The following is a 25,109-nucleotide window of genomic DNA, read 5'->3' as shown; positions in this document are numbered from 1 at the left end:
GCAGGCGGCGAGGCCGAGCAGCGGCGCCCGCCGCGGCGCCGGCAGCCGGCCCAGCAGCGCCGCGCCGGTCCCCAGCGCCAGCAGCGCCGCCAGGGTCAGCAGGTGGCTGGCATGCGCCATGGCGGCGAAGGCGGTCAGCAGCAGCAGCGCCAGCCGCTCCCCCTGCCGCAGCGCGCCCCAGAAGCCGAGCAGCAGCCCGGCGCCGAGGATGCCGAGGGCGGCGAAGAGGTCCGGCATGACATAGGCGATGTAGAGGGGCAGGGGGGTGGCGAGGGTCAGCCCGGACAGCGCCCCGGCATACCAGCCCGGCCCCAGCCGCAGCAGCCGGAGCAGCAGCAGGTCGAGCAGCCAGGCGACCAGCGCCGCCTGGAGCACCACCAGCCCCCAGAAGCCGCCGGCGAACCAGCCGAGATAGGCGAGGCTGCCCCAGTAGATGGACCGCCCGGCCTCGATATGGCGCTCGGCCTTCTCGGCGGGGGTGGCGGCCGGGGGCGCCGCGACCGGCGGGGCGACCGGCGCGGGTGCCGCGGCCGCCGTTTCGGAGGCGGGCGGGCCCATGCGGGACCAGGCATTCTGGAAGCGCGGGCCGCCGGCCTGGGCCAGCAGCACCGCCGGGCCGCGCAGATAGGCGAAGATGTCCTCGTAGAGCAGCGGCTGCCGGTTCAGCATGGCCGGCGCCGCGAGCAGCAGGGTGCCGAGGAGGAGCCGGACCAGCAGGCCGGGATGTCGCATGCGATACACAATTCCCTGGAAGCGCGCGGGACGATAGCGGCGCGGTCCCGGGCCCGGGATGACGTCCCGTTTGCCTGACCCCCCTGTGATGGGCCGCGATGGGGCGCGGCGGCAATGGCCCGGCCAGGCGGCGGCGGGTCGGGGGCGCCGAGCGGGCCTGCGCCGCGACGGGGCGGAAGCCGCCTCCGGGGGGGGTGCCGGCATGCCGTTCGTCGCGCCGCGCGCCGGGGACGCCCCCGCCGTGGCGGCCGGATGTACCGCTGCCGCTGCCGCCGCGTCCCGCGCCGGCATGCCCGCATGGCGCGGGGCGCGCCTGCCCGCCCGGCAGCGGCCAGGGCCGGAGGGCCCCTGGCGACGCGGGCCAGGCAGCGGGCGGAGGGGCCTTGCGGGCTGGCCCAAGGCCGGGCCACAAGCCATGCCAAGACGTGTCGTGGGAGAAGCAGGGTGAACGTCCTGACCTCGAGCGGGCCCGGGCCCGTCACCAATCCGGACGACCGCGACCCGGAGGCGCCGCGCCTCCGCCTGCTGCATGCCATCGAGCGCAAGCTGCTCTGGCTCTCGGCCTGGATGATCCATCACGCCAACCACATCCGGCCGAACCGGGACGGGCTGAAGGTGGGCGGCCATCAGGCCTCCTCGGCCTCCGTCGTCTCAATCATCACGGCGCTCTACTTCGAGATCCTGAAGCCGCAGGACCGCATCGCCATCAAGCCGCATGCCGGCCCGGTCTTCCATGCGGTGAACTACCTGTTCGGCCGGCAGCAGCGGGAGAAGCTGGAGACGCTGCGGCAATTCGGCGGCATCCAACCCTATCCGTCGCGGGTCAAGGACGGGACGGAGGTGGATTTCTCCACCGGCTCCGTCGGCCTCGGCGTCGCGCTGACCAGCTTCGGCAGCCTGGTGCAGGACTATGTGAAGCTGCACGGGCTGGGCCGGCCGGAGATCCCGGCGGGGCGCCATGTGGCGATCGTCGGCGACGCCGAGCTGGATGAGGGCAACATCTACGAGGCCCTGCTGGAGGGCTGGAAGCACGACATCCGCAATGTCTGGTGGATCATCGACTACAACCGCCAGAGCCTGGACAGCGTGGTGCAGGACCGGCTCTTCGGCCGGATCGAGGGCCTGTTCCGCGACATGGGCTGGAATGTCGTCACCCTGAAATACGGGCGGCGGCTGGAAGCGGCCTTCGCGCGGGAGGGCGGGGAGTCGCTCCGCCGCTGGATCGACGACTGCCCGAACAGCCTCTACTCCGCGCTGACCTTCCAGGGCGGCGCCGCCTGGCGCGCGGCGCTGCTGACCGACCTGGGGCGGGAGCCGGGGATCCGCGCCATCATCGACCCGCTGTCGGATGACGAGCTGGGCGCGCTGATGACCAACCTGGGCGGCCAGGACGTGGCAACGCTGCTGGAGGCCTTCCGCGCCCAGGACGCCGCGGGCGACCAGCCGACCTGCTTCATCGCCTACACCATCAAGGGCATGGGCCTGCCCTTCGCCGGGCACAAGGACAACCATGCCGGGCTGATGACCCGGGAGCAGATGGCCGTCTTCAAGGCGGAGATGCGCATCCGCGACGGGCATGAATGGGACCCCTTCGAGGGCCTCGACATCCCCGAGGCGGAGATGCGCGCCTTCGTGGACGGCGTGCCCTTCGCCCGCCCGGTCGCGCCCGAGGGGCGGCGGCTGCAGGCCGACCCGGTGCCCGTGCCGGGCGCCGGCTTCCCGGTGCCGCGCGTCGCTGCCGGGCGGAAGATGTCCACCCAGCAGGCCTTCGGCGAGGTGCTGGCCGAGCTGGGCCGCGGCCATGGGGAGGCGGCGGCGCTGGCCCGGCGCATCGTCACCACCAGCCCGGACGTGACGGTCTCGACCAATCTCGGCCCCTGGGTGAACCGGCGCGGCATCTTCGACCGGCACCTGAAGAACGACGTCTTCCGGGATGCCAAGCTGGCCTCGGCGCAGCGCTGGGGCATGTCGCCCGAAGGCCAGCACATCGAGCTCGGCATCGCCGAGCAGAACCTGTTCCTGCTGCTGTCGGCGCTGGGCCTCGCGCATGACCTGTACGGGGCGCGGCTGCTGCCGATCGGGACGGTCTACGATCCCTTCGTCAACCGCGGCCTCGATGCGCTGATCTATGGCTGCTACCAGGATGCGCGGTTCATGCTGGTCAGCACGCCCTCCGGCCTCACCCTGGCGCCGGAGGGCGGGCAGCACCAGTCGCTGAACACCCCGCTGATCGGCATGGCGCAGGACCGGCTGGCGAGCTTCGAGCCGGCCTTCGCCGACGAGGTGGCGGCGCTGATGCGCTGGGGCTTCGGCCATATGCAGGCGCCGGACGGCTCCTCGGTCTGGCTGCGGCTCTCGACCCGCGGGCTGGAGCAGGCGCCGCGGCCGCTGGACGCCGAGGCGGTGGTGGCGGGCGGCTACTGGCTGGTGCCGCCGGCGCCGGGCGCTCGCATCGCCATCGCCTATCAGGGCCCGGTGGCGCCGGAGGCGATGGCCGCCTTCGAGCAGCTGCGGGAGGAGGAGCCGGGGGCCGGGCTGCTGGCCATCACCTCCCCCGACCGGCTGCATGCCGGCTGGCTGGCGGCGCGGCGCAAGGCGCGGCAGGGCTTCGGCGGGCCGTCCTGGGTGGAGCAGCTGCTGGCGCCGCTGGCGCCGGACGCCGCGCTGGTGACGGTGCTGGACGGCCACCCGGCGGCGCATGCCTGGCTGGGCGCGGTGCGCGGCCAGAAGGTGGTGCCGCTGGGCGTGGACCATTTCGGCCAGGCCGGCGACATCCCCGACCTGTACCGGGAATACGGGCTGGACGTGGACGCCATCCTGGATGCCTGCGCCCAGGCGCTTCTGGGGTGATGCAGCGTCAGGCCGGTTGCAGCGCCACGCCCTCGGCCGCGGCGGCCCGGCGCAGGGCCGCGTCCAGGGTCGCCAGGGCAGCGCCAAGCCGCAGCGCGAGTTCGAGATAGGTTGCGTCGTAGAGGCTGAGGCGATGCCGTTCGGCCAGGGCCGTCGTCGCCGTCCAGGCGAACAGCCGTCCCTCCGCATCGGTCTCGATCGGCAGCCGGGCGAGGCGCGCCAACCCGTCGCGTCGCTCCGCCTCCGTCATCCGGCCGTGGCGAACCGCCTGCAGGGCGGCGTGTCCCACCTCGATCCACCAGAGTTCCGGGACGGTCAGGCCGAGCACCGCGGCTCCGGCCAGCGCCTCGCCCGGCAGCGGCTGTGCCTCGTCGGGCAGCATAAAGGCGAGCGCGAAGGAGGCGTCGAGGACGACCCCCGGCATGGCGTCAGCGCCGCCCGTCTTCGATCCAGCCGCGGATCTCCGCCCGGGTGACCTGCGCGCCCTTCGACCGCAACGCTTCCCGGAAGGCGAGGAGGGAGGCGACGGCCTGCGCCGCATCCGGCGCCGCCTGCGCCGCCTCCACCGGCACCAGCCGCGCGACCGGCCTGCCGTTGCGCGTGATGGTCAGGCTCTCGCCCTTCTCCACCCGGTCGAGCAGGGCGGAGAGATGGGTCTTCGCCTCATAGGCGCCGATGCTGCCGTCCATGGCGGATAGACTAGTCGGCCGACCAGTCGGCTGCAACCGGCATGGTCGCCGCCCCGCCCTCCTTTCAAACCCGCCATGCCTGCGCTACACGCGGCCCCTTCGATCTTCGCGGGCTGGCCGCGCGGGCGTGGTGGAATTGGCAGACACGCTGGATTTAGGTTCCAGTGGCGCAAGCCGTGGGGGTTCAAGTCCCTCCGCCCGCACCAGGCTGCCTGTCCTTCTCTGGGCTGATGGAAACGATACGATGCAGGTGACCGAGGTCGCGAACGAGGGTCTGAAGCGGGCCTTCACGGTGGTGGTCCCCGCCGGCGACATCGCGGCCGAGCGCAGCAAGCGCCTGGCCGAGCTGGGCCGCGACCTCCGCCTGCCCGGCTTCCGCCCCGGCAAGGTGCCCGCCAAGGTGGTGGAGCAGCGCTACGGCCAGGCGGTGATGGGCGAGGTGCTGGAGCAGTCCGTCAACAAGGCGACCGACCAGGTCGTCACCGACCGTGGCCTGCGCCCGGCCCTGCAGCCGAAGATCGAGCTGGTGAATTTCGCCCCCGAGGCCGACCTGGAGTTCAAGGTCGAGCTGGAGGTGATGCCCGACATCGCCATGCCCGACTTCGCCGGCATCGCGGTGGAGCGGCTGAAGGCCGAGGCGTCCGAGGAGCAGGTGCAGAAGGCGCTGGAGACCATCGCCTCCCGCAACCGCAAGCTCGAGGAGGTGGCCGAGCCGAAGCCGACCGAGAAGGGCGACATCCTGGTCTGCGACTTCGTCGGCCGCATCGACCCGGCCGAGGGCGAGGAGGGGCCGGGCGAGGCCTTCCCGGGCGGCACCGCGACCGACATGCCGGTCGAGGTGGACGGGCCGGGCTTCATCCCCGGCTTCACCGAGCAGCTGGTCGGGATGAACATCGGCGACGAGCGGCTGGTGAAGGTGACCTTCCCGGAGGACTACGGCTCGAAGGACCTGGCCGGCAAGGCGGCGACCTTCACCGTGACCGCCAAGGCGCTGAAGCGCGCGGTGACGCCGCCGGCCGACGAGGAGTTGGCGAAGTCGATCGGCTTCGAGACGCTGGACGCGCTGAAGGATGCCGTGAAGGGCAGCCTGCAGCAGGAATACGACCAGCTGGCCCGGCTGAAGGTGAAGCGCGCCCTGCTGGACGGGCTGGCGGAGAAGGCCGATTTCCCGGTGCCGCAGGGCATGGTGGAGGCGGAGTTCGGCCAGATCTGGCAGCGGGTGGAGCAGGACCTGAAGGCCGGCCGCCTGGACGACGACGACAAGGGCAAGGACGAGGAGACGCTGAAGGCGGAGTACCGCGGCATCGCGGAGCGCCGCATCCGGCTCGGCCTGCTGCTGTCCGAGATCGGCCGGACCAACAACATCACCGTCACCGGCGACGAGCTGGCCCGCGCCATGCGGCAGGAAGCCGCGCGCTACCCGGGGCAGGAGCAGCAGGTGATGGAGTTCTTCCGCAAGAACCCCGAGGCGGCGAACAACCTCCGCAGCCCCATCTTCGAGGAGAAGGTGGTGGATTTCATGCTGGAGCTGGCCCAGGTCACGGACAAGCAGGTCTCCCCCGAGGAGCTGACGGCGCCCCAGACCACCGCTTGATGCCGGGGGGCGCTGCTTCCCCGGCGACCCCCGGCCGGGGGCCGAAAGGCCCCCCGAGATCCGCGAGTCCCCGCCCGCCGGGCATTCCCCGGCGGGCGATTCGTCCCGGCCGGCGGGCCGCGTGGCCCGGGGCGCCGGGCGGTGCGGCGGCCGCCCCGCCCTGAAGCGGCAGCGGTTCAGTTTCCAGCCACCCCGGCATGCGACCCCCGCCGAACGGCCGGGGCTTCCGGCGGCGGTGCCGATGCACCACATTAACCCCTGCCGGTTAGCCTTGCCCGCCGGCCGGCATCGGTTGCCATCGCCGTGTCGAGCCTTTGAGTCGAAGAGGAATTCCCATGCGGGATCGTGATCCGGTCGAGGTCTACAACAACACCCTGGTGCCGATGGTCGTCGAGCAGACGGCGCGGGGCGAGCGGGCCTTCGACATCTATTCGCGCCTGCTGAAGGAGCGGATCATCTTCCTGACCGGCCCGGTCTTCGACCAGGTCTCGGCCCTGATCTGCGCCCAGCTGCTGTTCCTCGAGAGCGAGAATCCGAACAAGGACATCGCCTTCTACATCAACAGTCCGGGCGGCGTGGTCTCCTCGGGCCTCGCGATGTACGACACCATGCAGTATATCCGCAGCCCGGTGAGCACGGTGTGCATCGGCCAGGCCGCCTCCATGGGATCCCTGCTGTTGACCGCCGGCGCCAAGGACAAGCGCTTCGCCCTGCCGAACAGCCGCATCATGGTCCACCAGCCCTCCGGCGGCGCCCAGGGCCAGGCGACGGACATCGAGATCCAGGCGCGCGAGATCCTGAAGCTGCGGCAGCGGCTGAACGAGATCTACGTGAAGCACACCGGCCAGCCGATCGAGGCGATCGAGCGGAAGCTGGAGCGCGACACCTACATGTCGGCCGAGGAAGCCCGGGATTTCGGCCTGATCGACCAGGTGGTCGAGCAGCGGCCGGCCGCCCCCGGCGCCGAGACCAAGGCCTGATCCCGACCGGCCCCGGTCGCCGGCCCGGGCGGCATCCTGACGCGATGTTGCCGTCCCGGTTGCGACCGGCGGCCGCCGGCGCCTGCCGTTATGCTTCCCCCCTGATGACAGGGGGGCTACAGTCCCACCCCAGGTCCCCCCTCGGCTACGGGGGTCGGAGCCGGGACCGGCTGCGCCTTCCCGACCCGGAAGGCCGCGGCGGCCCCGGTCAGCCCATCCAGGCGGAGTGCCCATGAGCAAGTCCGGCGACTCGAAGAACACCCTCTACTGCTCGTTCTGCGGCAAGTCGCAGCACGAGGTCCGCAAGCTCATCGCCGGACCCACCGTGTTCATCTGCGACGAATGCGTCGAGCTGTGCATGGACATCATCCGCGAGGAGCACAAGACGCACCTCGTGAAGTCGCGCGACGGCGTGCCGACGCCGAAGGAGATCTGCAAGGTCCTCGACGACTACGTCATCGGGCAGGACCATGCGAAGCGCGTGCTGTCGGTGGCGGTGCACAACCACTACAAGCGGCTGGCGCACGGCGCGAAGAACAACGACGTCGAGATCGCGAAGTCGAACATCCTGCTGCTCGGCCCCACCGGGTCCGGCAAGACGCTGCTGGCGCAGACCCTCGCCCGCATCCTCGACGTCCCCTTCACCATGGCGGATGCGACCACGCTGACCGAAGCCGGCTATGTCGGCGAGGATGTGGAGAACATCATCCTCAAGCTGCTGCAGGCCGCCGACTACAACGTGGAGCGCGCCCAGCGCGGCATCGTCTACATCGACGAGGTCGACAAGATCAGCCGCAAGTCGGACAACCCCAGCATCACGCGGGACGTCTCCGGCGAGGGCGTGCAGCAGGCGCTGCTGAAGATCATGGAGGGGACCGTCGCCTCCGTCCCGCCGCAGGGCGGCCGGAAGCACCCGCAGCAGGAATTCCTGCAGGTGGACACCTCCAACATCCTGTTCATCTGCGGCGGCGCCTTCGCCGGGCTCGAGCGCATCATCGGCGCCCGCGGCAAGGGCTCGGGCATCGGCTTCGGCGCCGAGGTCCGTTCCCCGGACGACCGCCGCGCCGGCGCCATCCTGCGCGAGGTCGAGCCCGAGGACCTGCTGAAATTCGGCCTGATCCCCGAGTTCATCGGCCGCCTGCCGGTGATCGCCACGCTCGAGGACCTGGACGAGAAGGCGCTGATCGAGATCCTGACCAAGCCGAAGAACGCCCTGGTCAAGCAGTACCAGCGTCTGTTCGAGATGGAGGGGACGAAGCTCACCTTCACCGAGGACGCGATGCGGTCGGTCGCCACCCGCGCCATCCAGCGTAAGACCGGCGCGCGCGGCCTCCGCTCCATCATGGAGACCATCCTGCTGTCGACCATGTTCGACCTGCCGGGCATGGACGACGTGGACGAGGTCGTCGTGAACCGCGAGGTGGCCGAGGGCCGCGCCACCCCGCTCTTCATCTATGGCGAGCGGGCGGCGGAGCAGTCCTCCGCCTGAGCCTGCCAGCCGCAATGCCGGACCGGGGCGGCCGATGCACGGCCGCCCTCCATTTCAAGGGATTGTTGGGGACTGCCGGGTTCCCATCTCATCGGCAATCCCGTGACGCCTGGCAGCATGCCGAATGCGGGTGGTGCCGGCGTCGACTGTCCTTCAGCGAGGTCCACAATGGCGGAAAAGCCTGAAACCCTCCGCGGCGAATTGCTCCCCGTGCTGCCGCTCCGCGACATCGTCGTCTTCCCGCACATGATCGTCCCGCTCTTCGTCGGGCGCGAGAAGTCGGTGCGCGCCCTGGAAGCGGTGATGCGCGACGACAAGCAGATCCTGCTGGTCGCCCAGAAGAATGCCGCCCAGGACGACCCGGGCGCGGACGACCTCTTCGCCGTCGGCACCGTCTCCACCGTGCTGCAGCTGCTGAAGCTGCCGGACGGCACCGTGAAGGTGCTGGTCGAAGGCGGCCGCCGCGCGCGGATCGCCGGCTGGAAGGAGACCCAATCCCACTTCGAGGCCTATGCCACCCCGCTCGAGGAGCCGGCCGGCCAGGCGTCGGAGACCGAGGCGCTGGCCCGCACGGTGGTCGGCCAGTTCGAGCAGTACATCAAGCTCAACAAGAAGATCGCGCCGGAGGTGCTGGTCTCGATCAACCAGATCGACGACCCGAACAAGCTGGCCGACACCGTCGCCGCCCATCTCTCGCTCAAGATCCCGGAGAAGCAGGAGCTGCTGGAGACGGCGGCGACCTCCGCCCGGCTCGAGCGGGTCTTCGCCCACATGGAATCCGAGATCGGCGTCCTGCAGGTGGAGAAGCGGATCCGGAACCGCGTGAAGCGGCAGATGGAGAAGACCCAGCGCGAGTACTACCTGAACGAGCAGCTCAAGGCGATCCAGAAGGAGCTGGGCGAGGGCGAGGACGGCAAGGACGAGGCCGCCGAGCTGGAAGCCCGGATCAAGGCCACCAAGCTGAGCAAGGAGGCGCGCGAGAAGGCGATGGCCGAGCTGAAGAAGCTCCGGACCATGAGCCCGATGAGCGCCGAGGCGACGGTGGTGCGCAACTACCTCGACTGGATGCTGAGCATCCCCTGGAAGAAGCGCAGCAAGATCAAGAACGACATCATCGAGGCCGAGAAGGTGCTCGATGCCGACCACTATGGCCTGGAGAAGGTCAAGGAGCGGATCATCGAGTACCTGGCGGTGCAGTCGCGCTCGCCGAAGATCAAGGGCCCGATCCTCTGCCTCGTCGGGCCGCCCGGCGTCGGCAAGACCTCGCTCGGCAAGTCGATCGCCAAGGCCACCGGCCGCAACTTCGTGCGCATGTCGCTGGGCGGCGTGCGGGACGAGGCGGAGGTGCGCGGCCACCGGCGGACCTATATCGGCTCCATGCCCGGCAAGGTCATCCAGGGCATGAAGAAGGCGAAGACCTCCAACCCGCTCTTCCTGCTGGACGAGATCGACAAGCTCGGCGCCGACTGGCGCGGCGACCCGTCCTCGGCCCTGCTGGAGGTGCTGGACCCGGAGCAGAACGGCACCTTCGCCGATCACTACCTCGAGGTCGACTACGACCTGTCGGACGTGATGTTCGTGACGACCGCCAACAGCCTGCGCATGCCGCAGCCGCTGCTGGATCGCATGGAGATCATCCGCATCCCCGGCTACACCGAGGATGAGAAGGTCGAGATCGCCAAGCGCCACCTGTTCAAGAAGCAGTCCGAGGCTAACGGGCTGAAGGATGGCGAGTGGAGCGTGAGCGAGGACGCCGTGCGCGACCTGGTCCGCTACTACACGCGGGAAGCCGGCGTCCGTAACCTCGAGCGCGAGATCGGCGGCTTGGCCCGCAAGGCGGTGCGCGAGATCGTCTCGAAGAAGGCGAAGAAGGTCGCGATCAACGTCAAGAACCTCGACAAATTCGCCGGCGTGCGGAAGTTCCGCTACGGCGAGGCCGAGGCGGAGGACATGGTCGGCGTGGTCACTGGCCTGGCCTGGACCGAGGTGGGCGGCGAGATCCTGACGATCGAGTCGATCACCGTACCCGGCAAGGGCAAGGTGCAGCACACCGGCAAGCTCGGCGACGTGATGCAGGAGAGCGTGTCGGCGGCGATGTCCTATGTCCGGTCGCGCGCGACTAGCTTCGGCCTGAAGCCGACCCTGTTCGAGAAGCGCGACATCCACGTCCATGTGCCGGAAGGCGCAACGCCGAAGGATGGACCGAGCGCGGGCATCGCCATGGCGACCAGCATCGTCTCCGTCCTCACCGGCATTCCGGTGCGCCGGGACGTGGCGATGACGGGGGAGATCACGCTGCGCGGCCGCGTCCTGCCGATCGGCGGCCTGAAGGAGAAGCTGCTGGCGGCGCTGCGCACCGGCACCACCACGGTCTTCATCCCGAAGGACAACGAGAAGGACCTGGCGGAAATCCCCGACAATGTCCGGAAGGGGCTGACCATCATCCCCGTCTCGCATGTGGACGAGGTGATCTCGAAGGCGCTGGTCCGACCGCCGGAGGCGATCGACTGGGAAGAGCCGGCGGAACCGACGGCGCCGCGCGCCGCGGATGGCGACGGGGCGAAGCCTGCGCTGGCCCACTGACCGCCGGCGCAGCACGGAACCTTGGAACGGGGCGGGCCTGCGGGCCCGCCCCGTTTCGTATTGCGGGCGCCACAATCAACCGTGAAGCGCCGGCGGCCAGCCTCGCTCGCGTTGACGCGGGCGACCCCGCTGCACAGATTCGAATCGACAGGAGGCGCCCGGCCGGACGCGGCCAGGGCCGCCCGAGCGAGGGGCTGTCCGATGAACAAGCATGATCTTATCGCGGTGGTGGCGGAAGCCGGCGACCTGCCCAGGGCCAAGGCGGGCGAGGTGGTGGACGCCATGTTCGCCGCCATCACCGGGTCGCTGAAGCGGCAGCAGGATGTGCGGCTGGTGGGCTTCGGGACCTTCTCCACCTCGACCCGCAAGGCCGGCAAGGGCCGCAATCCCCGCACCGGCGAGGAGATGGTGCTTCCGGCCAGCACGACGGTGCGATTCAAGGCCGGCAAGGGGCTGAAGGACGCGGTGGGCTGACCCGCCGGGCATGGGCCGCGGCATCGCCGGCGCTTTGCCTTTGCCGCGCAACGGCGGCATGCTGGGCTGCCGGGGCAGGGCCCCGGTACAACATCCCGCGCCGGCAGGCCGGGTGGTTCGCGGCGGGCGCTTAGCTCAGCGGTAGAGCGCTTCGTTTACACCGAAGATGCCGGGGGTTCGAATCCCTCAGCGCCCAGTCCCCGCAGCGGCGAACCCCGCCGCCATTCATCCTCCCGCCGCCTGCGAAGAATCTGCCGGCGGGCGTTGACACCCCTGGGTCCGCGGCATACACCCCGCGTCACGTCGCAAGCGGGTGTAGCTCAGTTGGTTAGAGCGCCGGCCTGTCACGCCGGAGGTCGCGGGTTCGAGCCCCGTCACTCGCGCCAAGCGACGAACCCAGCGGAAGGCCAGAAGCCGTATACGGTTTCTGGCCTTCGCCGCATTTTGGGCCCTTTTCGTTCTGCAAAAAAATCACCACCTCGCTCTTGAGTAGGACGCTTCGGCCTCTATGCGAAGCGCGCGCGCCGTGGCTAATGTCCGCCCGCGCTGCGCTGCGGCAAGAGCCGGGGCGGGGCCTGCCGCGGGGCTCTGCGGGCCCCTGCATGGCAGGCTGAGGGCGCCACGACAGGCGGAGCAAGCATGACCCAGCCGCTGCTGGCCGAGTATTTCCCGATCCTGGTCTTCCTGGTGATCGCCGGGGTGATCGCGGCGGCGATGGTGGGCGGCAGCCTGCTGGTCGCGCGGCAGAAGCCGAACCCGGAGAAGCTTTCGGCGTATGAATGCGGGTTCGAGCCCTTCGACGACACCCGCCGGCGCTTCGACGTGCGCTTCTACCTGGTCGCGATCCTCTTCATCATCTTCGACCTCGAGGTGGCCTTCCTCTTCCCCTGGGCCGTCGCGCTGGGCGACATCGGCTGGTTCGGTTTCCTGTCGATGATCGCTTTCCTTGGCGTGCTCACGGTCGGCTTCATCTACGAATGGCGCAAGGGCGCCCTGGACTGGGAGTGACGGCCGCGCCGTCGCCCCGACCGGAGAGCATCATGAGCGGAAACACCGACAGCGTCGCGCCGATGGGATCCACCCCCGGCGCGCCAGGCACGATCGCCTGGAACCGCGACCACCTGCCGCCTGGTTCGGCACAGGATGCGGTGGTGAAGGGCATCACCGGCGAGATCGAGGAGAAGGGCTTCGTCGTCGCCAACCTCGACAAGGTGGTGAACTGGGCGCGCACCGGCAGCCTGTGGCCGATGACCTTCGGCCTGGCCTGCTGCGCGGTGCCGATGATCCATGCCTACATGGCGCGCTACGACCTCGACCGCTTCGGCATCATCCCGCGCGGGTCGCCGCGGCAGTCGGACGTGATGATCGTGGCCGGCACGCTGACCAACAAGATGGCCCCCGCGCTGCGCAAGGTCTACGACCAGATGTCGGAGCCGCGCTGGGTCATCTCCATGGGCAGCTGCGCCAATGGCGGCGGCTACTACCACTATTCCTACAGCGTGGTGCGCGGCTGCGACCGCATCGTGCCGGTGGATGTCTATGTGCCCGGCTGCCCGCCGACGGCGGAAGGCCTCGTCTACGGCATCCTGCAGCTGCAGAAGAAGATCCGGCGGACGGGGACCATCCTGCGTGGCTGATACGACCGAGACGCAAGCGGCGGCCCCGACCCGCGCCGAGGCGCTGCAGGCCCTGGGCGAGGCCGTGCGCATGGCGCTGCCCAATGGCACGGTGGAGGCGATCGCGGTGGAGCGCGGCGCCGAGCTGGTGTTGCGCATCCGCCGCGACGGGCTGCTGGACACGATGACGCTGCTGCGCGACGCGCCGCACCTCGCCTTCGAGCAGCTGATGGATCTCTGCGGCACCGACTGGCCGGAGAAGCCGCTGCGGTTCGAGGTGGTGTACAACCTGCTGTCGCTGTCGCTGAACCAGCGCATCCGCGTCGTCGTCGCGACCGATGCGGCGACGCCGGTGCCCTCCGTCGTGCCCATCTGGCCCTGCGCCACCTGGTACGAGCGCGAGGCCTGGGACATGTACGGCATCGTCTTCGAGGGACAGACCGACCTGCGCCGGCTGCTGACCGACTATGGGTTCGAAGGCCATCCGCTGCGCAAGGACTTCCCGCTGACCGGCTATGTCGAGGTGCGCTACGACGAGGAGCGCAAGCAGGTCGTCTACGAGCCGGTGACGCTGACGCAGGATTTCCGCAATTTCGACTTCCTCAGCCCGTGGGAGGCGATGACGACGCTTCCGGGCGACGAGAAGGTGCATCTGAACCGCATCGAGGGGCCGAAGCCCCCGGCGGATAAAGGAACCCAGCCATGAGCGGCAGCTCCGCGATGGCGTCCGAGGCCGGCCCGCTGGCGGCCGCCGCGGAACCCGCCACCCGCACCGTCGAGGTGGACAGCCACACCATCAATTTCGGCCCGCAGCATCCGGCGGCGCATGGCGTGCTGCGCCTCATCCTCGAGATGAAGGGCGAGGTGGTGGAGCGCGCCGATCCGCATATCGGCCTGCTGCATCGCGGCACCGAGAAGCTGATGGAGTACAAGACCTACCTGCAGGCCATGCCCTACATGGACCGGCTCGACTATGTGAGCCCCATGTGCATGGAGCACAGCTTCGTCCTGGCGGTGGAGCGGCTGCTGCGGATCGAGGACCAGATCCCCGAGCGGGCGCGGGTGATCCGCACCATGTTCGCGGAACTGACCCGCATCCTGAACCACCTGCTGAACGTCACGACCTATGCGCTGGATTGCGGCGCCATCACCCCGGCGCTTTGGGGCTTCGAGCAGCGCGAGCACCTGCTGGAATTCTACGAGGCGGTGGGCGGCAGCCACTACCACGTGAACTACTTCCGCGCCGGCGGCGTCAGCCGCGACATCCCGAAGGGGCTGGAGGACCGCATCGGCAATTGGTGCCGGCAGTTCCCGAAATTCCTCCAGGACCTCGAAGGGCTGCTGACCGAGAACCGGATCTTCAAGCAGCGCACCGTCGATATCGGCGTCATGACCGCCGAGATGGCCATGGAATGGGGCTTCTCCGGCCCCTGCCTGCGCGCGTCCGGCGTGCCCTGGGATTTGCGCAAGGCGCAGCCCTACGAGATCTATGCCGATCTCGACTTCGACATCCCCGTGGGTCGCCACGGCGACTGCTATGACCGCTACCTCATCCGCATCCAGGAGATGAAGCAGTCGCTGCGGCTGGTGGAGCAATGCCTGGCCCGGCTGAAGCCCGGCCCGGTGAAGATCCTGGACAACAAGATCGTCCCGCCGAAGCGGGGCGAGATGAAGCGGTCCATGGAAGCGCTGATCCACCACTTCAAGCTCTACACCGAGGGCTATCACGTGCCGGACGGCGCGACCTACACGGTGACCGAGGCGCCGAAGGGCGAGTTCGGCGTGTACATGGTGGCCGACGGCACCAACCGGCCCTATCGCTGCAAGATCCGCGCGCCGGGCTTCGCGCATCTGCAGGCGATGGAGGTGCTGTCGAAGGGCCATATGCTGGCCGATGCGGTGGCGATCATCGGCTCGCTCGACATCGTCTTCGGGGAGATCGACCGCTGATGACCGAGGACGTCTCGACCAGCAACGAGATCCCGCAGCCCGAGAGCTTCGCCTTCGATGCGGAGAGCGAGGCGGCGATCGGGACCATCGTCGCCCGCTACCCGGCGGGCAAGCAGGCCAGCGCGGTGATCCCGCTGCTCTATGTGGTGCAGCGGCAGATGAAGCGGCAGACCGGCAGCGCCTGGGTGCCGCTGAAGGGCATGGATGCGGTGGCGGAGCGCCTGGGCATGCCGCCCATCCGCGTCTACGAGGTCGCCACCTTCTACTTCATGTTCAACACCAAGCCGATCGGGCGCTTCCACCTGCAGGTCTGCGGCACCACGCCCTGCTGGCTGCGCGGGTCGGACGACGTGGCGCGCGCCTGCCGCGACGCCGCGCATGTCGCCGGCTACGGCCAGACCAGCGCGGACGGCATGTTCACGCTGAGCGAGGTGGAATGCCTCGGCGGCTGCGTGAACGCGCCCATCCTGCAGGTGGATGACGACTACTACGAGGATCTCGACTACGAGGGCACGGTCCGGCTGATCGAGGCGCTGCGGCGCGGCGAGCGGCCGAAGCCGGGCTCCATGATCGGCCGCCAGACCAGCGCGCCCGCGGGCGGGCCGCTGACGCTGCTCGACGTGCCGGGAGAGTGACACCATGGCGCTGAGCGACAAGGATCGCATCTTCACCAATCTCTACGGCCAGCAGGACTGGCGGCTCGACGCCGCCCGCCGCCGCGGCCAATGGGACGACACCAAGGGCCTGATCGGGAAGGGCCGCGACTGGATCATCGAGGAGGTCAAGAACAGCGGCCTCCGCGGCCGCGGCGGCGCCGGTTTCCCGACCGGCCTGAAGTGGTCCTTCATGCCGAAGCAGAGCGACGGGCGGCCGCACTACCTCGTCGTCAACTCGGACGAATCCGAGCCTGGCACCTGCAAGGACCGCGACATCCTGCGGCATGACCCGCACACGCTGGTGGAGGGCTGCCTGATCGCCGGCGTGGCGATGGGCGCGCATGCCGGCTACATCTATGTCCGCGGCGAGTACTACAACGAGCACCTGGTGCTGCAGGCGGCGATCGACGAGGCCTATAAGGCCGGGCTCCTGGGCAAGGATGCCTGCGGCGCCGGCTGGGACTTCGACCTCTACGTCCATCGCGGCGCCGGCGCCTATATCTGCGGCGAGGAGACGGCCCTCATCGAATCGCTGGAGGGCAAGAAGGGCATGCCGCGGCTGAAGCCGCCCTTCCCGGCGGCGGTCGGGCTGTATGGCTGCCCCACCACGGTGAACAATGTCGAGACCATCGCGGTGGTCCCGACCATCCTCCGCCGCGGCGCCGCCTGGTTCGCCGGCTTCGGCCGGCCGAAGAACAGCGGCACCAAGATCTTCTGCATCCAGGGCCATGTGAACAAGCCCTGCAATGTGGAGGAGGAGATGTCGATCCCGCTGCGCGAGCTGATCGAGAAGCATGCCGGCGGCGTGCGCGGCGGCTGGGACAACCTTCTGGCGGTAATCCCCGGCGGCAGCTCCACGCCGATGCTGCCGAAGCATATCTGCGACGACGTGCTGATGGATTTCGACGCGCTGCGGGAGCATCGCAGCGGCCTCGGCACCGCTGGCGTCATCGTCATGGACAAGTCCACGGACCTGATCAAGGCGATCGCCCGGCTGTCCGCCTTCTACAAGCATGAGAGCTGCGGCCAGTGTACGCCCTGCCGCGAGGGCATGGGCTGGGTGAAGCGTATGATGGACCGCATGGTCGAGGGCCGCGCCGAGACGGCGGAGATCGACGTGCTGGAACAGGTGACGCGGCAGATCGAGGGGCACACGATCTGCGCCCTGGCCGATGGCGGTGTCTGGCCGGTGCAGGGGCTGATCCGGCATTTCCGGCCGATGATGGAAGAACGCATTGCCGCCTACAAGGCACGCAAGGGCTCGCCGCAGCCCACGCTGCCCATGGCGGCGGAGTAGGCCGCGATGGCGAAGGTCACGGTGGACGGGATCGAGGTGGAGGTGCCGAATGGCGTCTCCGTCCTGCAGGCCTGCGAGGCGGCGGGCAAGGAGATCCCGCGCTTCTGCTACCACGAACGCCTGTCGGTCGCCGGCAATTGCCGCATGTGCCTGGTGGAGGTCGAGAAGGCGCCGAAGCCGATCGCGTCCTGCGCCTATCCGGTCGCCGACGGCATGAAGGTCTTCACGGACAGCGAGATGGTCCGCAAGGGCCGCCGCGGCGTGATGGAATTCCTGTTGATCAACCACCCGCTGGACTGCCCGATCTGCGACCAGGGCGGCGAGTGCGACCTGCAGGACCAGGCGGTCTCCTACGGCCTCGACCACAGCCGCTATCTCGAGGAGAAGCGGTCGGTCAAGGACAAGTATATGGGTCCCCTGATCAAGACGATCATGACCCGCTGCATCCAGTGCACCCGCTGCGTGCGCTTCGCCACCGAGGTTGCCGGCGTGCCGGAACTCGGCGCGACCAACCGCGGCGAGGGCATGGAGATCGGCACCTATGTCGAGAAGGCGCTGACGACGGAGCTGTCGGGCAACCTGATCGACATCTGCCCGGTCGGCGCGCTGACCTCGCGGCCCTATGCCTTCGTCTCCCGCCCGTGGGAGCTGCGCAAGACCGACAGCGTGGACGTGCTGGACGCGACCGGCACGAATATCCGCGTCGATGCCCGCGCCGGCGAGGTGCTGCGCATCCTGCCGCGCACCAATGACGACGTGAACGAGGAATGGATGGCCGATCGCGGCCGCTTCGCCTTCGACGGGCTGAAGCGCCGCCGCCTCGACCGTCCCTGGCTGCGGCAGGATGGCAGGCTGCGCCCGGCCACCTGGGCGGAGGCCTTCGGCGCCATCGCCGCCCGGCTGAAGGGCCTGCCCGGCGACCGCATCGGCGCCGTCGCGGGCGAGCTGGCGGATGCCGAGGCGATCCTGGCCCTGAAGGACCTGATGGCCGCGCTGGGCAGCCGCAACCTGGACTGCCGCACCGATGGCGCGGCGCTGGATGCGACCCGCCGCGACTTCTACACCTTCAATACCGGCATCGCCGGGATCGAGGAGGCGGATGCGCTGCTGATCATCGGCAGCGATGTCCGGCGCGAATCGCCGGTGATCAATGCGCGCATCCGCAAGCGGGCCGCGGCCGGCAACTTCCCCATCGGCCTGGTCGGGCCGCAGGGGCTCGACCTGACCTACCGGCATGAGTGGCTGGGGGAGGGGGGCGCGACCCTGCGCGCCCTGGCCGAAGGCAGCCACGCCTTCAACGAGGTGCTGCGCAGCGCCAAGCGGCCGATGCTGGTCCTGGGCCGCGGCGCCCTGGCCCGGCCGGACGGCGCGGCGGTGCTGGCGGCCGCCTGGCAGGTTGCGGCGCGCTGCAACATGCTGCAGGCCGACTGGCACGGCTTCAATGTCCTGCATCATTTCGGTGGCCAGGTGGCCGCGCTCGATCTCGGCTTCCTGCCGCCGCAAGGCGGTGCCGCCATCGCGCCGCAGATCCAGGCGCTGTGGCTGCTGGGGGCGGAGGTGGATCCGGCGGCGATCCCGCAGGGCGCCTTCGTCATCTACCAGGGCCATCATGGCGAGCAGGCGGCGGCGCGGGCCGATGTCATCCTGCCCGGCGCGGCCTATACCGAGAAGGACGCCACCTGGGTGAACACCGAGGGGCGGGTGCAGCGCGGCCGCCTCGCGGTCCATCCGCCGGGCGAGGCGCGGGAAGACTGGAAGATCCTCCGCGCGGCGTCCGAGGCGCTGGGCAAGCGGCTGCCCTATGACTCGCTGGATGCGGTGCGGGCGCGGCTGGAGGCGGCGAACCCGGTCTTCGCCGGGCCGGAATTCGTCCCGCATGGCTGCGCCGACCAGGCCGGCCCGGCGGGCGATGCCGGCGCGGTCTCGGATGCGGCTTTCGTGCTGCCGCTGGCGAATTACTGGCAGGCGGACCCGGTCAGCCGCGCCTCCGCCACCATGGCGGAATGCGCCGAGGTCTATCTGCGCAGCCCGCAGAAGCAGCTGGCGGCGGAGTAGCTGAGATGGACGGCTTCCTCTCCACCCCCATCGGCATCCTGGCCATCACGCTGGCGCAGACCCTGGCGCTGCTGGTGCCGGTGCTGATCGGCGTCGCCTATCTGACGCTGGCCGAGCGCAAGGTGCTGGCCGCCATGCAGATGCGGCGGGGGCCGAACGTGGTCGGGCCCTTCGGCCTGCTGCAGCCCTTCGCCGATGCGCTGAAGATGCTGATGAAGGAGACCATCGTGCCCTCGGGCGCGAACCGGTATCTCTTCCTCTTCGCGCCGATGCTGACCTTCATGCTGGCGATGCTGGCCTGGGCGGTCATCCCGGTGAACGAAGGCTGGGCGATCGCCGACATCAATGTCGGCATCCTCTACCTGTTTGCCATCTCCTCGCTCGGCGTCTACGGCATCATCATCGCGGGCTGGGCCAGCAACTCGAAATACGCCTTCCTCGGCGCCCTGCGCTCCGCCGCGCAGATGGTCAGCTACGAGGTCTCGATGGGCTTCGTCATCGTGACCGTGCTGATGTGCGTGGGGTCGCTGAACCTGACGGCCATCGTCAAGGCGCAGGAGACGGTGTGGTTCTTCATCCCGCTCTTCCCTATGTTCGTCATCTTCTTCATCAGCACGCTGGCGGAGACGAACCGGGCGCCTTTCGACCTGCCGGAGGGCGAGAGCGAGCTGGTGGCCGGCTTCTTCGTCGAATACAGCTCGATGAGCTTCGCGCTGTTCTTCCTCGGCGAATACGCCAACATGATCCTGATGTCGGCGCTGACCACCATCCTGTTCCTGGGCGGATGGCTGCCGCCGATGGACATCGCGCCCTTCAACTGGGTGCCCGGGCCGATCTGGTTCATCCTGAAGATCTGCCTCTGCCTCTTCACCTTCATCTGGGTCCGCGCGACCTTCCCGCGCTACCGCTACGACCAGCTGATGCGCCTGGGCTGGAAGGTCTTCCTGCCCTTCAGCCTGCTCTGGCTGGTGATCACGGCGGCGGTGCTCAAGCTGGCCGGCTGGCTGCCGGCGTAAGGACGACGCACGATGCCCACCCTCGACCGCGCCGCGCGCAGCCTGCTGCTTTCCGAACTGGTGGCGGGCATGGCGCTGACCCTGAAGTACTTCTTCAAGCCCAAGGTCACGATCAACTACCCCTACGAGAAGGGGCCCATCGGCCCGCGCTTCAAGGGTGAGCACGCGCTGCGCCGCTACCCGAACGGCGAGGAACGCTGCATCGCCTGCAAGCTGTGCGAGGCGATCTGCCCCGCCCAGGCCATCACCATCGAGGCCGAGCCGCGCGAGGACGGCAGCCGCCGCACCACGCGCTACGACATCGACATGGTGAAGTGCATCTATTGCGGCATGTGCGAGGAAGCCTGCCCGGTGGACGCGATCGTGGAGGGGCCGAATTTCGAGTTCAGCACCGAGACGCGCGAGGAGCTGCTCTACGACAAGGACAGGCTGCTGGCGAATGGCGACCGGTGGGAACCGGAACTCGCCAAGCGGCTCGAGCTCGACGCCCCCTACCGCTGATCGACCTTCCCGGGCCGCCCCCAAGGCGGCCCGGTTCCAGTCTCACGCCCCGCTGCATGCCCCTTGGGGGCGCCAACCGGACGACGCCATGATCCAGCACCGGCCAGGAGGCACGCGATGATCGCCGCGCTCGCCTTCTATCTCTTCGCCGCCATCCTGATCGCCTCCGCGGTCATGGTGGTGACGGCGCGCAACCCCGTCCACAGCGTGCTGTTCCTCATCCTCGCCTTCTTCAACGCCGCGGCGCTGTTCCTGATCGCGGGGGCGGAGTTCCTGGCGATGATCCTGGTCATCGTCTATGTCGGCGCCGTCGCGGTGCTGTTCCTGTTCGTCGTCATGATGCTGGACATCGACTTCGCGCAGCTGCGGGAAGGCTTCCAGCGCTACGCGCCCTTCGGCGCGGTCATCGGCGGCATCCTGTTCCTCGAGCTCGCCTTCGTGCTGGGCAGCTGGAGCTTCGCCGACAGCGCCGACGACCTGCGGCTCTCGCCCAATCCGGGCGCCGGCGTGACGAATGCCGAGGCGCTGGGCCGCATCCTCTACACGGACTATGTCTACCTGTTCCAGGCGGCGGGCATGGTGCTGCTGGTCGCCATGATCGGCGCCATCGTGCTGACCCATCGCGACCGGCCGGGCACCCGCCGGCAGAGCATCGCCGACCAGGTGGCCCGGGCCAACTCCATCAGCCTGGAGAAGGTGCCGGTCGGCGCCGGGGTGAAGGAACTCGGCATCCGCCGCCCGCCGGAGCCGGCGGCCGAGCCGCCCAGGGTCACGCATGACGCCGGCCACGGGGGGCACCACTGATGCTGACCATCGGCCTCGCCCACTACCTCACCGTCGGCGCCATCCTGCTGGTGCTGGGCATCTTCGGCATCTTCCTCAACCGGAAGAACGTCATCGTCATCCTGATGAGCGTGGAGCTCATCCTGCTCTCGGTGAACCTGAACTTCGTCGCCTTCTCCGCCTACCTGGACGACCTGGCCGGCCAGGTCTTCGCCATGTTCGTGCTGACCGTCGCCGCGGCCGAGGCCGCCATCGGCCTCGCCATCGTCGTCATCTATTTCCGCAACCGCGGAAGCATCGAGGTCGAGGGCATCTCGACCCTGAAGGGCTGAGCGGCATGTTCGTCGGCGCCATCTTCTTTCCCCTGCTGGGGGCCTGCCTCAGCGGCTTCCTGGGCCGCTGGATCGGCGACCGGGCCGCGCAATGGTCCAGCGTCGGCTGCATGGCGCTGGCCGCGCTCTGCGGCATCGCCGCCTTCGCCCAGGTCGCGCTCGGCGGCCAGCCCACCACCGTGCCGATCGTCACCTGGATGGATGTCGGCGGGCTCGAGGTCTCCTGGGCGCTGCGCTACGACACGCTGAGCGTGGTGATGGTGGCCATGGTCACCTTCATCTCGACGCTCATCCATCTCTACTCCATCGGCTACATGTCGCACGACGCGACGCCGGCGCGGTTCTTCGCCTATCTGTCCCTGTTCACCTTCATGATGCTGATGCTGGTGACGGCGGACAACCTGGCGCAGCTCTTCTTCGGCTGGGAAGGCGTCGGCCTGGCGAGCTACCTGCTGATCGGCTACTGGTACGACCGGGACAGCGCGAACCGCGCGGCGATGAAGGCCTTCATCGTCAACCGGGTCGGCGACGTCGCCTTCATGCTGGGCATCGCGCTGACCTTCCTCACCTTCAACAGCATCGAATTCGCCACGATCTTCGCCTCGGTCGAGGCGCATGCGCATGACACCTTCCTCGGCATCAATGCCATCGAGCTGATCGCGGTGCTGCTCTTCCTCGGCGCCTGCGGCAAGTCGGCGCAGCTCGGCCTGCACACCTGGCTGCCGGATGCGATGGAAGGGCCGACGCCGGTTTCCGCGCTGATCCATGCCGCCACCATGGTCACCGCCGGCGTCTTCCTGGTCTGCCGCATGTCCCCGGTGTTCGAGGAAGCGCCGGCGGCGCTCACCCTCGTCACCCTGGTCGGCGCCAGCACGGCCTTCTTCGCCGCGACGATCGGCTGCGTGCAGAACGACATCAAGCGGGTGATCGCCTATTCCACCTGCTCGCAGCTCGGCTACATGTTCTTCGCCGCCGGCGTCGGCGCCTACCAGGTGGCGATGTTCCACCTTTTCACCCATGCCTTCTTCAAGGCGCTGCTGTTCCTCTCCGCCGGCAGCGTCATCCACGCCATGTCGGACGAGCAGGACATGCGCCGGATGGGGGGGATCTGGAAGAAGATCCCGGTGACCTATGCGGTGATGTGGATCGGCAACCTGGCGCTGGCCGGCATCCCCTTCTTCGCCGGCTACTATTCCAAGGACGCCATCCTGGAAGCCGCCTTCGCCAGCCACAGCGCGGTGGGCTTCTACGCCTTCCTGATGGGCATGGTCGCGGCTTTCCTGACCGCCTTCTATTCGTGGCGGCTGCTGATCCTGACCTTCCACGGCACGCCGCGGGCCGACCACCACACCATGGCGCATGTCCATGAGAGCCCGTTGGTCATGCTCGTCCCGCTGCTGCTGCTGGCGGTGGGCGCGGTGCTGACCGGCGCTGTCTTCGCCCCGCTCTTCGTGGGCGAGCACGAGCAGGCCTTCTGGAACGGGGCCATCGTCAACGGCGCGCACAACCATATCATGCACGCGATGCATGAGGTGCCGGGCTGGGTGCCGCTGGCCCCGACCGTGATGGGCGTGGCCGGCATCGCCCTGGCCTATGCGCTGTACATGTTCGCGCCGGGCCTGCCGACGCGGATCGCCCAGCGCTTCAGTGCCCGGCCGGAGACGGTGCGGACCCTGGCGCCGGTGCCGGCCGAGGGCGCCGAGCAGCGGACGGAGCAGGACCCGGGCGGGCTCTACGGCTTCCTGCTGAAGAAGTGGTACTTCGACGAGCTCTACGACCGCATCTTCGTCCAGCCGGCGCGGCGCCTTGCCGCGGTGTTCTGGAAGGTGGGCGACGCCCGCATCATCGACGGCATGCCGAACGGCGCGGCGGACCTCGCGGTCCAGGCCTCGCGCGGCGCGGTGCGCATCCAGACGGGGCGGGTGGCCAACTACGCCTTCGCCATGATCATCGGCCTCGTCGCCTTCGTCTCCCTCTTCCTGCTCGGGCGCTGAGAATGAACGCCGCCGGTTTCCCGCTTCTCTCGCTCCTCACCTTCCTGCCGCTTGCGGGCGCGGCCATCATCCTGTCGGTGCGGGGGGAGGAGGCGGTCGTCGCCCGCAACGCCCGCTGGACCGCGCTCTGGACCAGCCTGATCGTCTTCCTGCTCAGCCTGATCCTCTGGGTGCGCTTCGACGCCTCCTCGGCCGGCTTCCAGTTCGAGGAGAAGCTGGCCTGGCTGCCGGAATTCGGCGTCGGCTACCACATGGGCGTGGACGGCATCTCCGTCCTCTTCGTCCTGCTCTCCACCGCCCTGACGCCCATCTGCATCCTGGCGTCCTGGGAGGCGATCGAGACCCGCGTGCGGGAATACATGATCGCCTTCCTGGTGCTGGAGACGATGATGGTGGGCATGTTCTGCGCCCTCGACTTCATCGTCTTCTACGTCTTCTTCGAGGCGGTGCTGATCCCGATGTTCCTGATCATCGGGGTGTGGGGCGGGGCGCGGCGGGTCTATGCCGCCTTCAAGTTCTTCCTCTACACGCTGCTGGGCAGCGTGCTGATGCTGCTGGCCATCCTGTACCTGTGGTACAATGCCGGCACCACCGACATCCCGGAACTGTTCGAGCAGGCGGTGCCGCGCGCCGCGCAGACCTGGATCTTCTTCGCCTTCCTGGCGTCCTTCGCGGTGAAGGTGCCGATGTGGCCGGTGCATACCTGGCTGCCGGATGCGCATGTGGAAGCGCCGACGGCGGGCTCGGTCATCCTGGCCGGCGTGCTGCTGAAGATGGGCGCCTATGGCTTCCTGCGCTTCACCCTCCCGCTGCTGCCCGAAGCCTCGGCCGATTTCGCGCCGCTGATCTTCGTGCTGTCGGTCGTCGCGGTGGTCTACACCTCCCTCGTCGCCCTGGCGCAGGAGGACATGAAGAAGCTGATCGCCTACAGCTCGGTCGCCCATATGGGCATCGTGACGATCGGCATCTTCTCGCTGAACCACCAGGGCCTGTCGGGCGCGCTCTTCACCATGCTGGCGCATGGCGTCGTCTCCGGCGCGCTCTTCCTCTGCGTCGGCGTGCTGTACGACCGCGTCCATAGCCGTGAGATCGCGCGCTACGGCGGCATGGCCAGCATCATGCCGTCCTACGGCCTGGTGTTCCTATTCTTCACCATGGCCTCGGTCGGGCTGCCGGGCCTGGCGAATTTCGTCGGCGAGTTCCTGGTCATCATCGGCGCCTGGAAGGTCAATGCCTTCGTCGCCTTCGGCGCGGCGCTCGGCATGGTGCTCGGCGCGGCCTACATGCTCTACCTCTACAAGCGGGTCGGCTTCGGCAAGGTGACGCGGGACGACCTGAAGCGCCTGCTGGACCTCAGCCCGCGGGAATACGCGGTCTTCGCGCCGCTGGTGCTGCTGACTCTCTGGATGGGCGTCTACCCGCAGTCCTTCCTCTCCTTCTTCGAAGCCTCCGTCGCCAACCTGGTGGCGCGGCACGAGGCGGCGCTCGGCGCCGCCCGCCTGGCCGGGATCAACTGAC

The 25,109-nt window shown here is 69.0% G+C and carries 21 protein-coding genes, 3 tRNA genes and 1 pseudogene; 22 read left to right on the top strand and 3 right to left on the bottom strand.

Annotated features, from left to right (window positions below):
- Positions 1–732 (bottom strand): annotated as a pseudogene (locus E2C05_RS09115) (hypothetical protein); the annotation flags it as partial.
- A 444-nt stretch (positions 733–1,176) separates the two neighbouring features.
- Between E2C05_RS09115 and E2C05_RS09110 the strand changes: the two are divergent.
- A complete protein-coding gene (locus E2C05_RS09110; protein WP_456306487.1) occupies positions 1,177–3,582 on the top strand; it encodes a 1-deoxy-D-xylulose-5-phosphate synthase N-terminal domain-containing protein in 2,406 nt (801 codons plus the stop codon).
- A 7-nt stretch (positions 3,583–3,589) separates the two neighbouring features.
- Here the strand turns inward: E2C05_RS09110 and E2C05_RS09105 are convergent, their stop codons facing one another.
- The gene (locus tag E2C05_RS09105) at positions 3,590–4,006 is read right to left on the bottom strand and encodes a type II toxin-antitoxin system VapC family toxin (protein WP_158292028.1); all 417 of its coding nucleotides are present in this window, start codon (positions 4,004–4,006) and stop codon (positions 3,590–3,592) included.
- A 4-nt stretch (positions 4,007–4,010) separates the two neighbouring features.
- Complete coding sequence (locus tag E2C05_RS09100; RefSeq protein ID WP_133219296.1) at positions 4,011–4,271, bottom strand: type II toxin-antitoxin system Phd/YefM family antitoxin; 261 nt, start codon at positions 4,269–4,271, stop codon at positions 4,011–4,013.
- Positions 4,272–4,392: 121 nt separating this feature from the next.
- On the opposite strand from E2C05_RS09100, the gene E2C05_RS09095 reads away from it, so the two are divergent.
- From E2C05_RS09095 to E2C05_RS08995, 21 genes are all read left to right on the top strand, one after another.
- Positions 4,393–4,477, top strand: a tRNA-Leu gene (locus E2C05_RS09095).
- 38 nt (positions 4,478–4,515) lie between these two features.
- Positions 4,516–5,865, top strand: coding sequence for a trigger factor (tig, locus tag E2C05_RS09090; RefSeq protein WP_133219295.1), 1,350 nt, complete (start codon positions 4,516–4,518; stop codon positions 5,863–5,865).
- Between the two features lie 335 nt (positions 5,866–6,200).
- Complete coding sequence (gene clpP, locus E2C05_RS09085) at positions 6,201–6,845, top strand: ATP-dependent Clp endopeptidase proteolytic subunit ClpP (protein ID WP_133219294.1); 645 nt, start codon at positions 6,201–6,203, stop codon at positions 6,843–6,845.
- A 232-nt stretch (positions 6,846–7,077) separates the two neighbouring features.
- Positions 7,078–8,334: an ATP-dependent Clp protease ATP-binding subunit ClpX gene (gene clpX / locus E2C05_RS09080; protein ID WP_133219293.1), complete on the top strand. Its 1,257-nt coding sequence runs from the start codon at positions 7,078–7,080 to the stop codon at positions 8,332–8,334.
- 168 nt (positions 8,335–8,502) lie between these two features.
- On the top strand, positions 8,503–10,917 hold the full coding sequence (lon, locus tag E2C05_RS09075; protein WP_133219292.1) for an endopeptidase La: 2,415 nt from the start codon (positions 8,503–8,505) through the stop codon (positions 10,915–10,917).
- 201 nt (positions 10,918–11,118) lie between these two features.
- Complete coding sequence (locus E2C05_RS09070) at positions 11,119–11,391, top strand: HU family DNA-binding protein (protein WP_133219291.1); 273 nt, start codon at positions 11,119–11,121, stop codon at positions 11,389–11,391.
- 124 nt (positions 11,392–11,515) lie between these two features.
- Positions 11,516–11,587: transfer RNA gene (locus E2C05_RS09065), tRNA-Val, on the top strand.
- A gap of 113 nt (positions 11,588–11,700) precedes the next feature.
- Positions 11,701–11,777: transfer RNA gene (locus E2C05_RS09060), tRNA-Asp, on the top strand.
- 253 nt (positions 11,778–12,030) lie between these two features.
- Entirely contained in the window at positions 12,031–12,399 is a 369-nt protein-coding gene (locus E2C05_RS09055; protein ID WP_133219290.1) for an NADH-quinone oxidoreductase subunit A, read from the top strand.
- Positions 12,400–12,461: 62 nt separating this feature from the next.
- Positions 12,462–13,028 carry a NuoB/complex I 20 kDa subunit family protein gene (locus E2C05_RS09050; RefSeq protein WP_133219299.1) on the top strand — a complete coding sequence of 189 codons (567 nt, stop codon included), beginning with the start codon at positions 12,462–12,464 and terminating at the stop codon, positions 13,026–13,028.
- Positions 13,029–13,071: 43 nt separating this feature from the next.
- Positions 13,072–13,713: an NADH-quinone oxidoreductase subunit C gene (locus tag E2C05_RS09045; RefSeq protein WP_274607227.1), complete on the top strand. Its 642-nt coding sequence runs from the start codon at positions 13,072–13,074 to the stop codon at positions 13,711–13,713.
- Positions 13,714–13,727: 14 nt separating this feature from the next.
- Positions 13,728–14,957 (top strand): NADH-quinone oxidoreductase subunit D, encoded by a 1,230-nt coding sequence (locus E2C05_RS09040; RefSeq protein WP_240046668.1) that lies wholly within the window; start codon positions 13,728–13,730, stop codon positions 14,955–14,957.
- Entirely contained in the window at positions 14,957–15,592 is a 636-nt protein-coding gene (locus E2C05_RS09035; RefSeq protein ID WP_133219288.1) for a complex I 24 kDa subunit family protein, read from the top strand. Before E2C05_RS09040 ends, E2C05_RS09035 begins: the two co-directional genes overlap by 1 nt.
- 4 nt (positions 15,593–15,596) lie before the next feature.
- Entirely contained in the window at positions 15,597–16,910 is a 1,314-nt protein-coding gene (gene nuoF / locus E2C05_RS09030; RefSeq protein ID WP_133219287.1) for an NADH-quinone oxidoreductase subunit NuoF, read from the top strand.
- Between the two features lie 6 nt (positions 16,911–16,916).
- A complete protein-coding gene (nuoG, locus tag E2C05_RS09025; protein ID WP_133219286.1) occupies positions 16,917–18,965 on the top strand; it encodes an NADH-quinone oxidoreductase subunit NuoG in 2,049 nt (682 codons plus the stop codon).
- 5 nt (positions 18,966–18,970) lie between these two features.
- A complete protein-coding gene (nuoH, locus tag E2C05_RS09020; protein ID WP_133219285.1) occupies positions 18,971–19,981 on the top strand; it encodes an NADH-quinone oxidoreductase subunit NuoH in 1,011 nt (336 codons plus the stop codon).
- A 12-nt stretch (positions 19,982–19,993) separates the two neighbouring features.
- Complete coding sequence (gene nuoI, locus E2C05_RS09015; protein ID WP_133219284.1) at positions 19,994–20,482, top strand: NADH-quinone oxidoreductase subunit NuoI; 489 nt, start codon at positions 19,994–19,996, stop codon at positions 20,480–20,482.
- Between the two features lie 117 nt (positions 20,483–20,599).
- Entirely contained in the window at positions 20,600–21,286 is a 687-nt protein-coding gene (locus E2C05_RS09010) for an NADH-quinone oxidoreductase subunit J (RefSeq protein ID WP_133219283.1), read from the top strand.
- A complete protein-coding gene (gene nuoK / locus E2C05_RS09005) occupies positions 21,286–21,597 on the top strand; it encodes an NADH-quinone oxidoreductase subunit NuoK (RefSeq protein WP_133219282.1) in 312 nt (103 codons plus the stop codon). The genes E2C05_RS09010 and nuoK overlap by 1 nt, the downstream gene beginning before the upstream one ends.
- A gap of 5 nt (positions 21,598–21,602) precedes the next feature.
- Positions 21,603–23,591 carry an NADH-quinone oxidoreductase subunit L gene (gene nuoL / locus E2C05_RS09000; protein WP_133219281.1) on the top strand — a complete coding sequence of 663 codons (1,989 nt, stop codon included), beginning with the start codon at positions 21,603–21,605 and terminating at the stop codon, positions 23,589–23,591.
- A gap of 2 nt (positions 23,592–23,593) precedes the next feature.
- Positions 23,594–25,108: an NADH-quinone oxidoreductase subunit M gene (locus tag E2C05_RS08995; RefSeq protein WP_133219280.1), complete on the top strand. Its 1,515-nt coding sequence runs from the start codon at positions 23,594–23,596 to the stop codon at positions 25,106–25,108.
- The last annotated feature ends 1 nt before the right edge of the window (position 25,109 follow it).

The organism is Paracraurococcus ruber, assembly GCF_004353985.1.
GTDB lineage: Bacteria > Pseudomonadota > Alphaproteobacteria > Acetobacterales > Acetobacteraceae > Paracraurococcus > Paracraurococcus ruber.
This window is presented reverse-complemented; position numbering and strand designations above follow the sequence as displayed.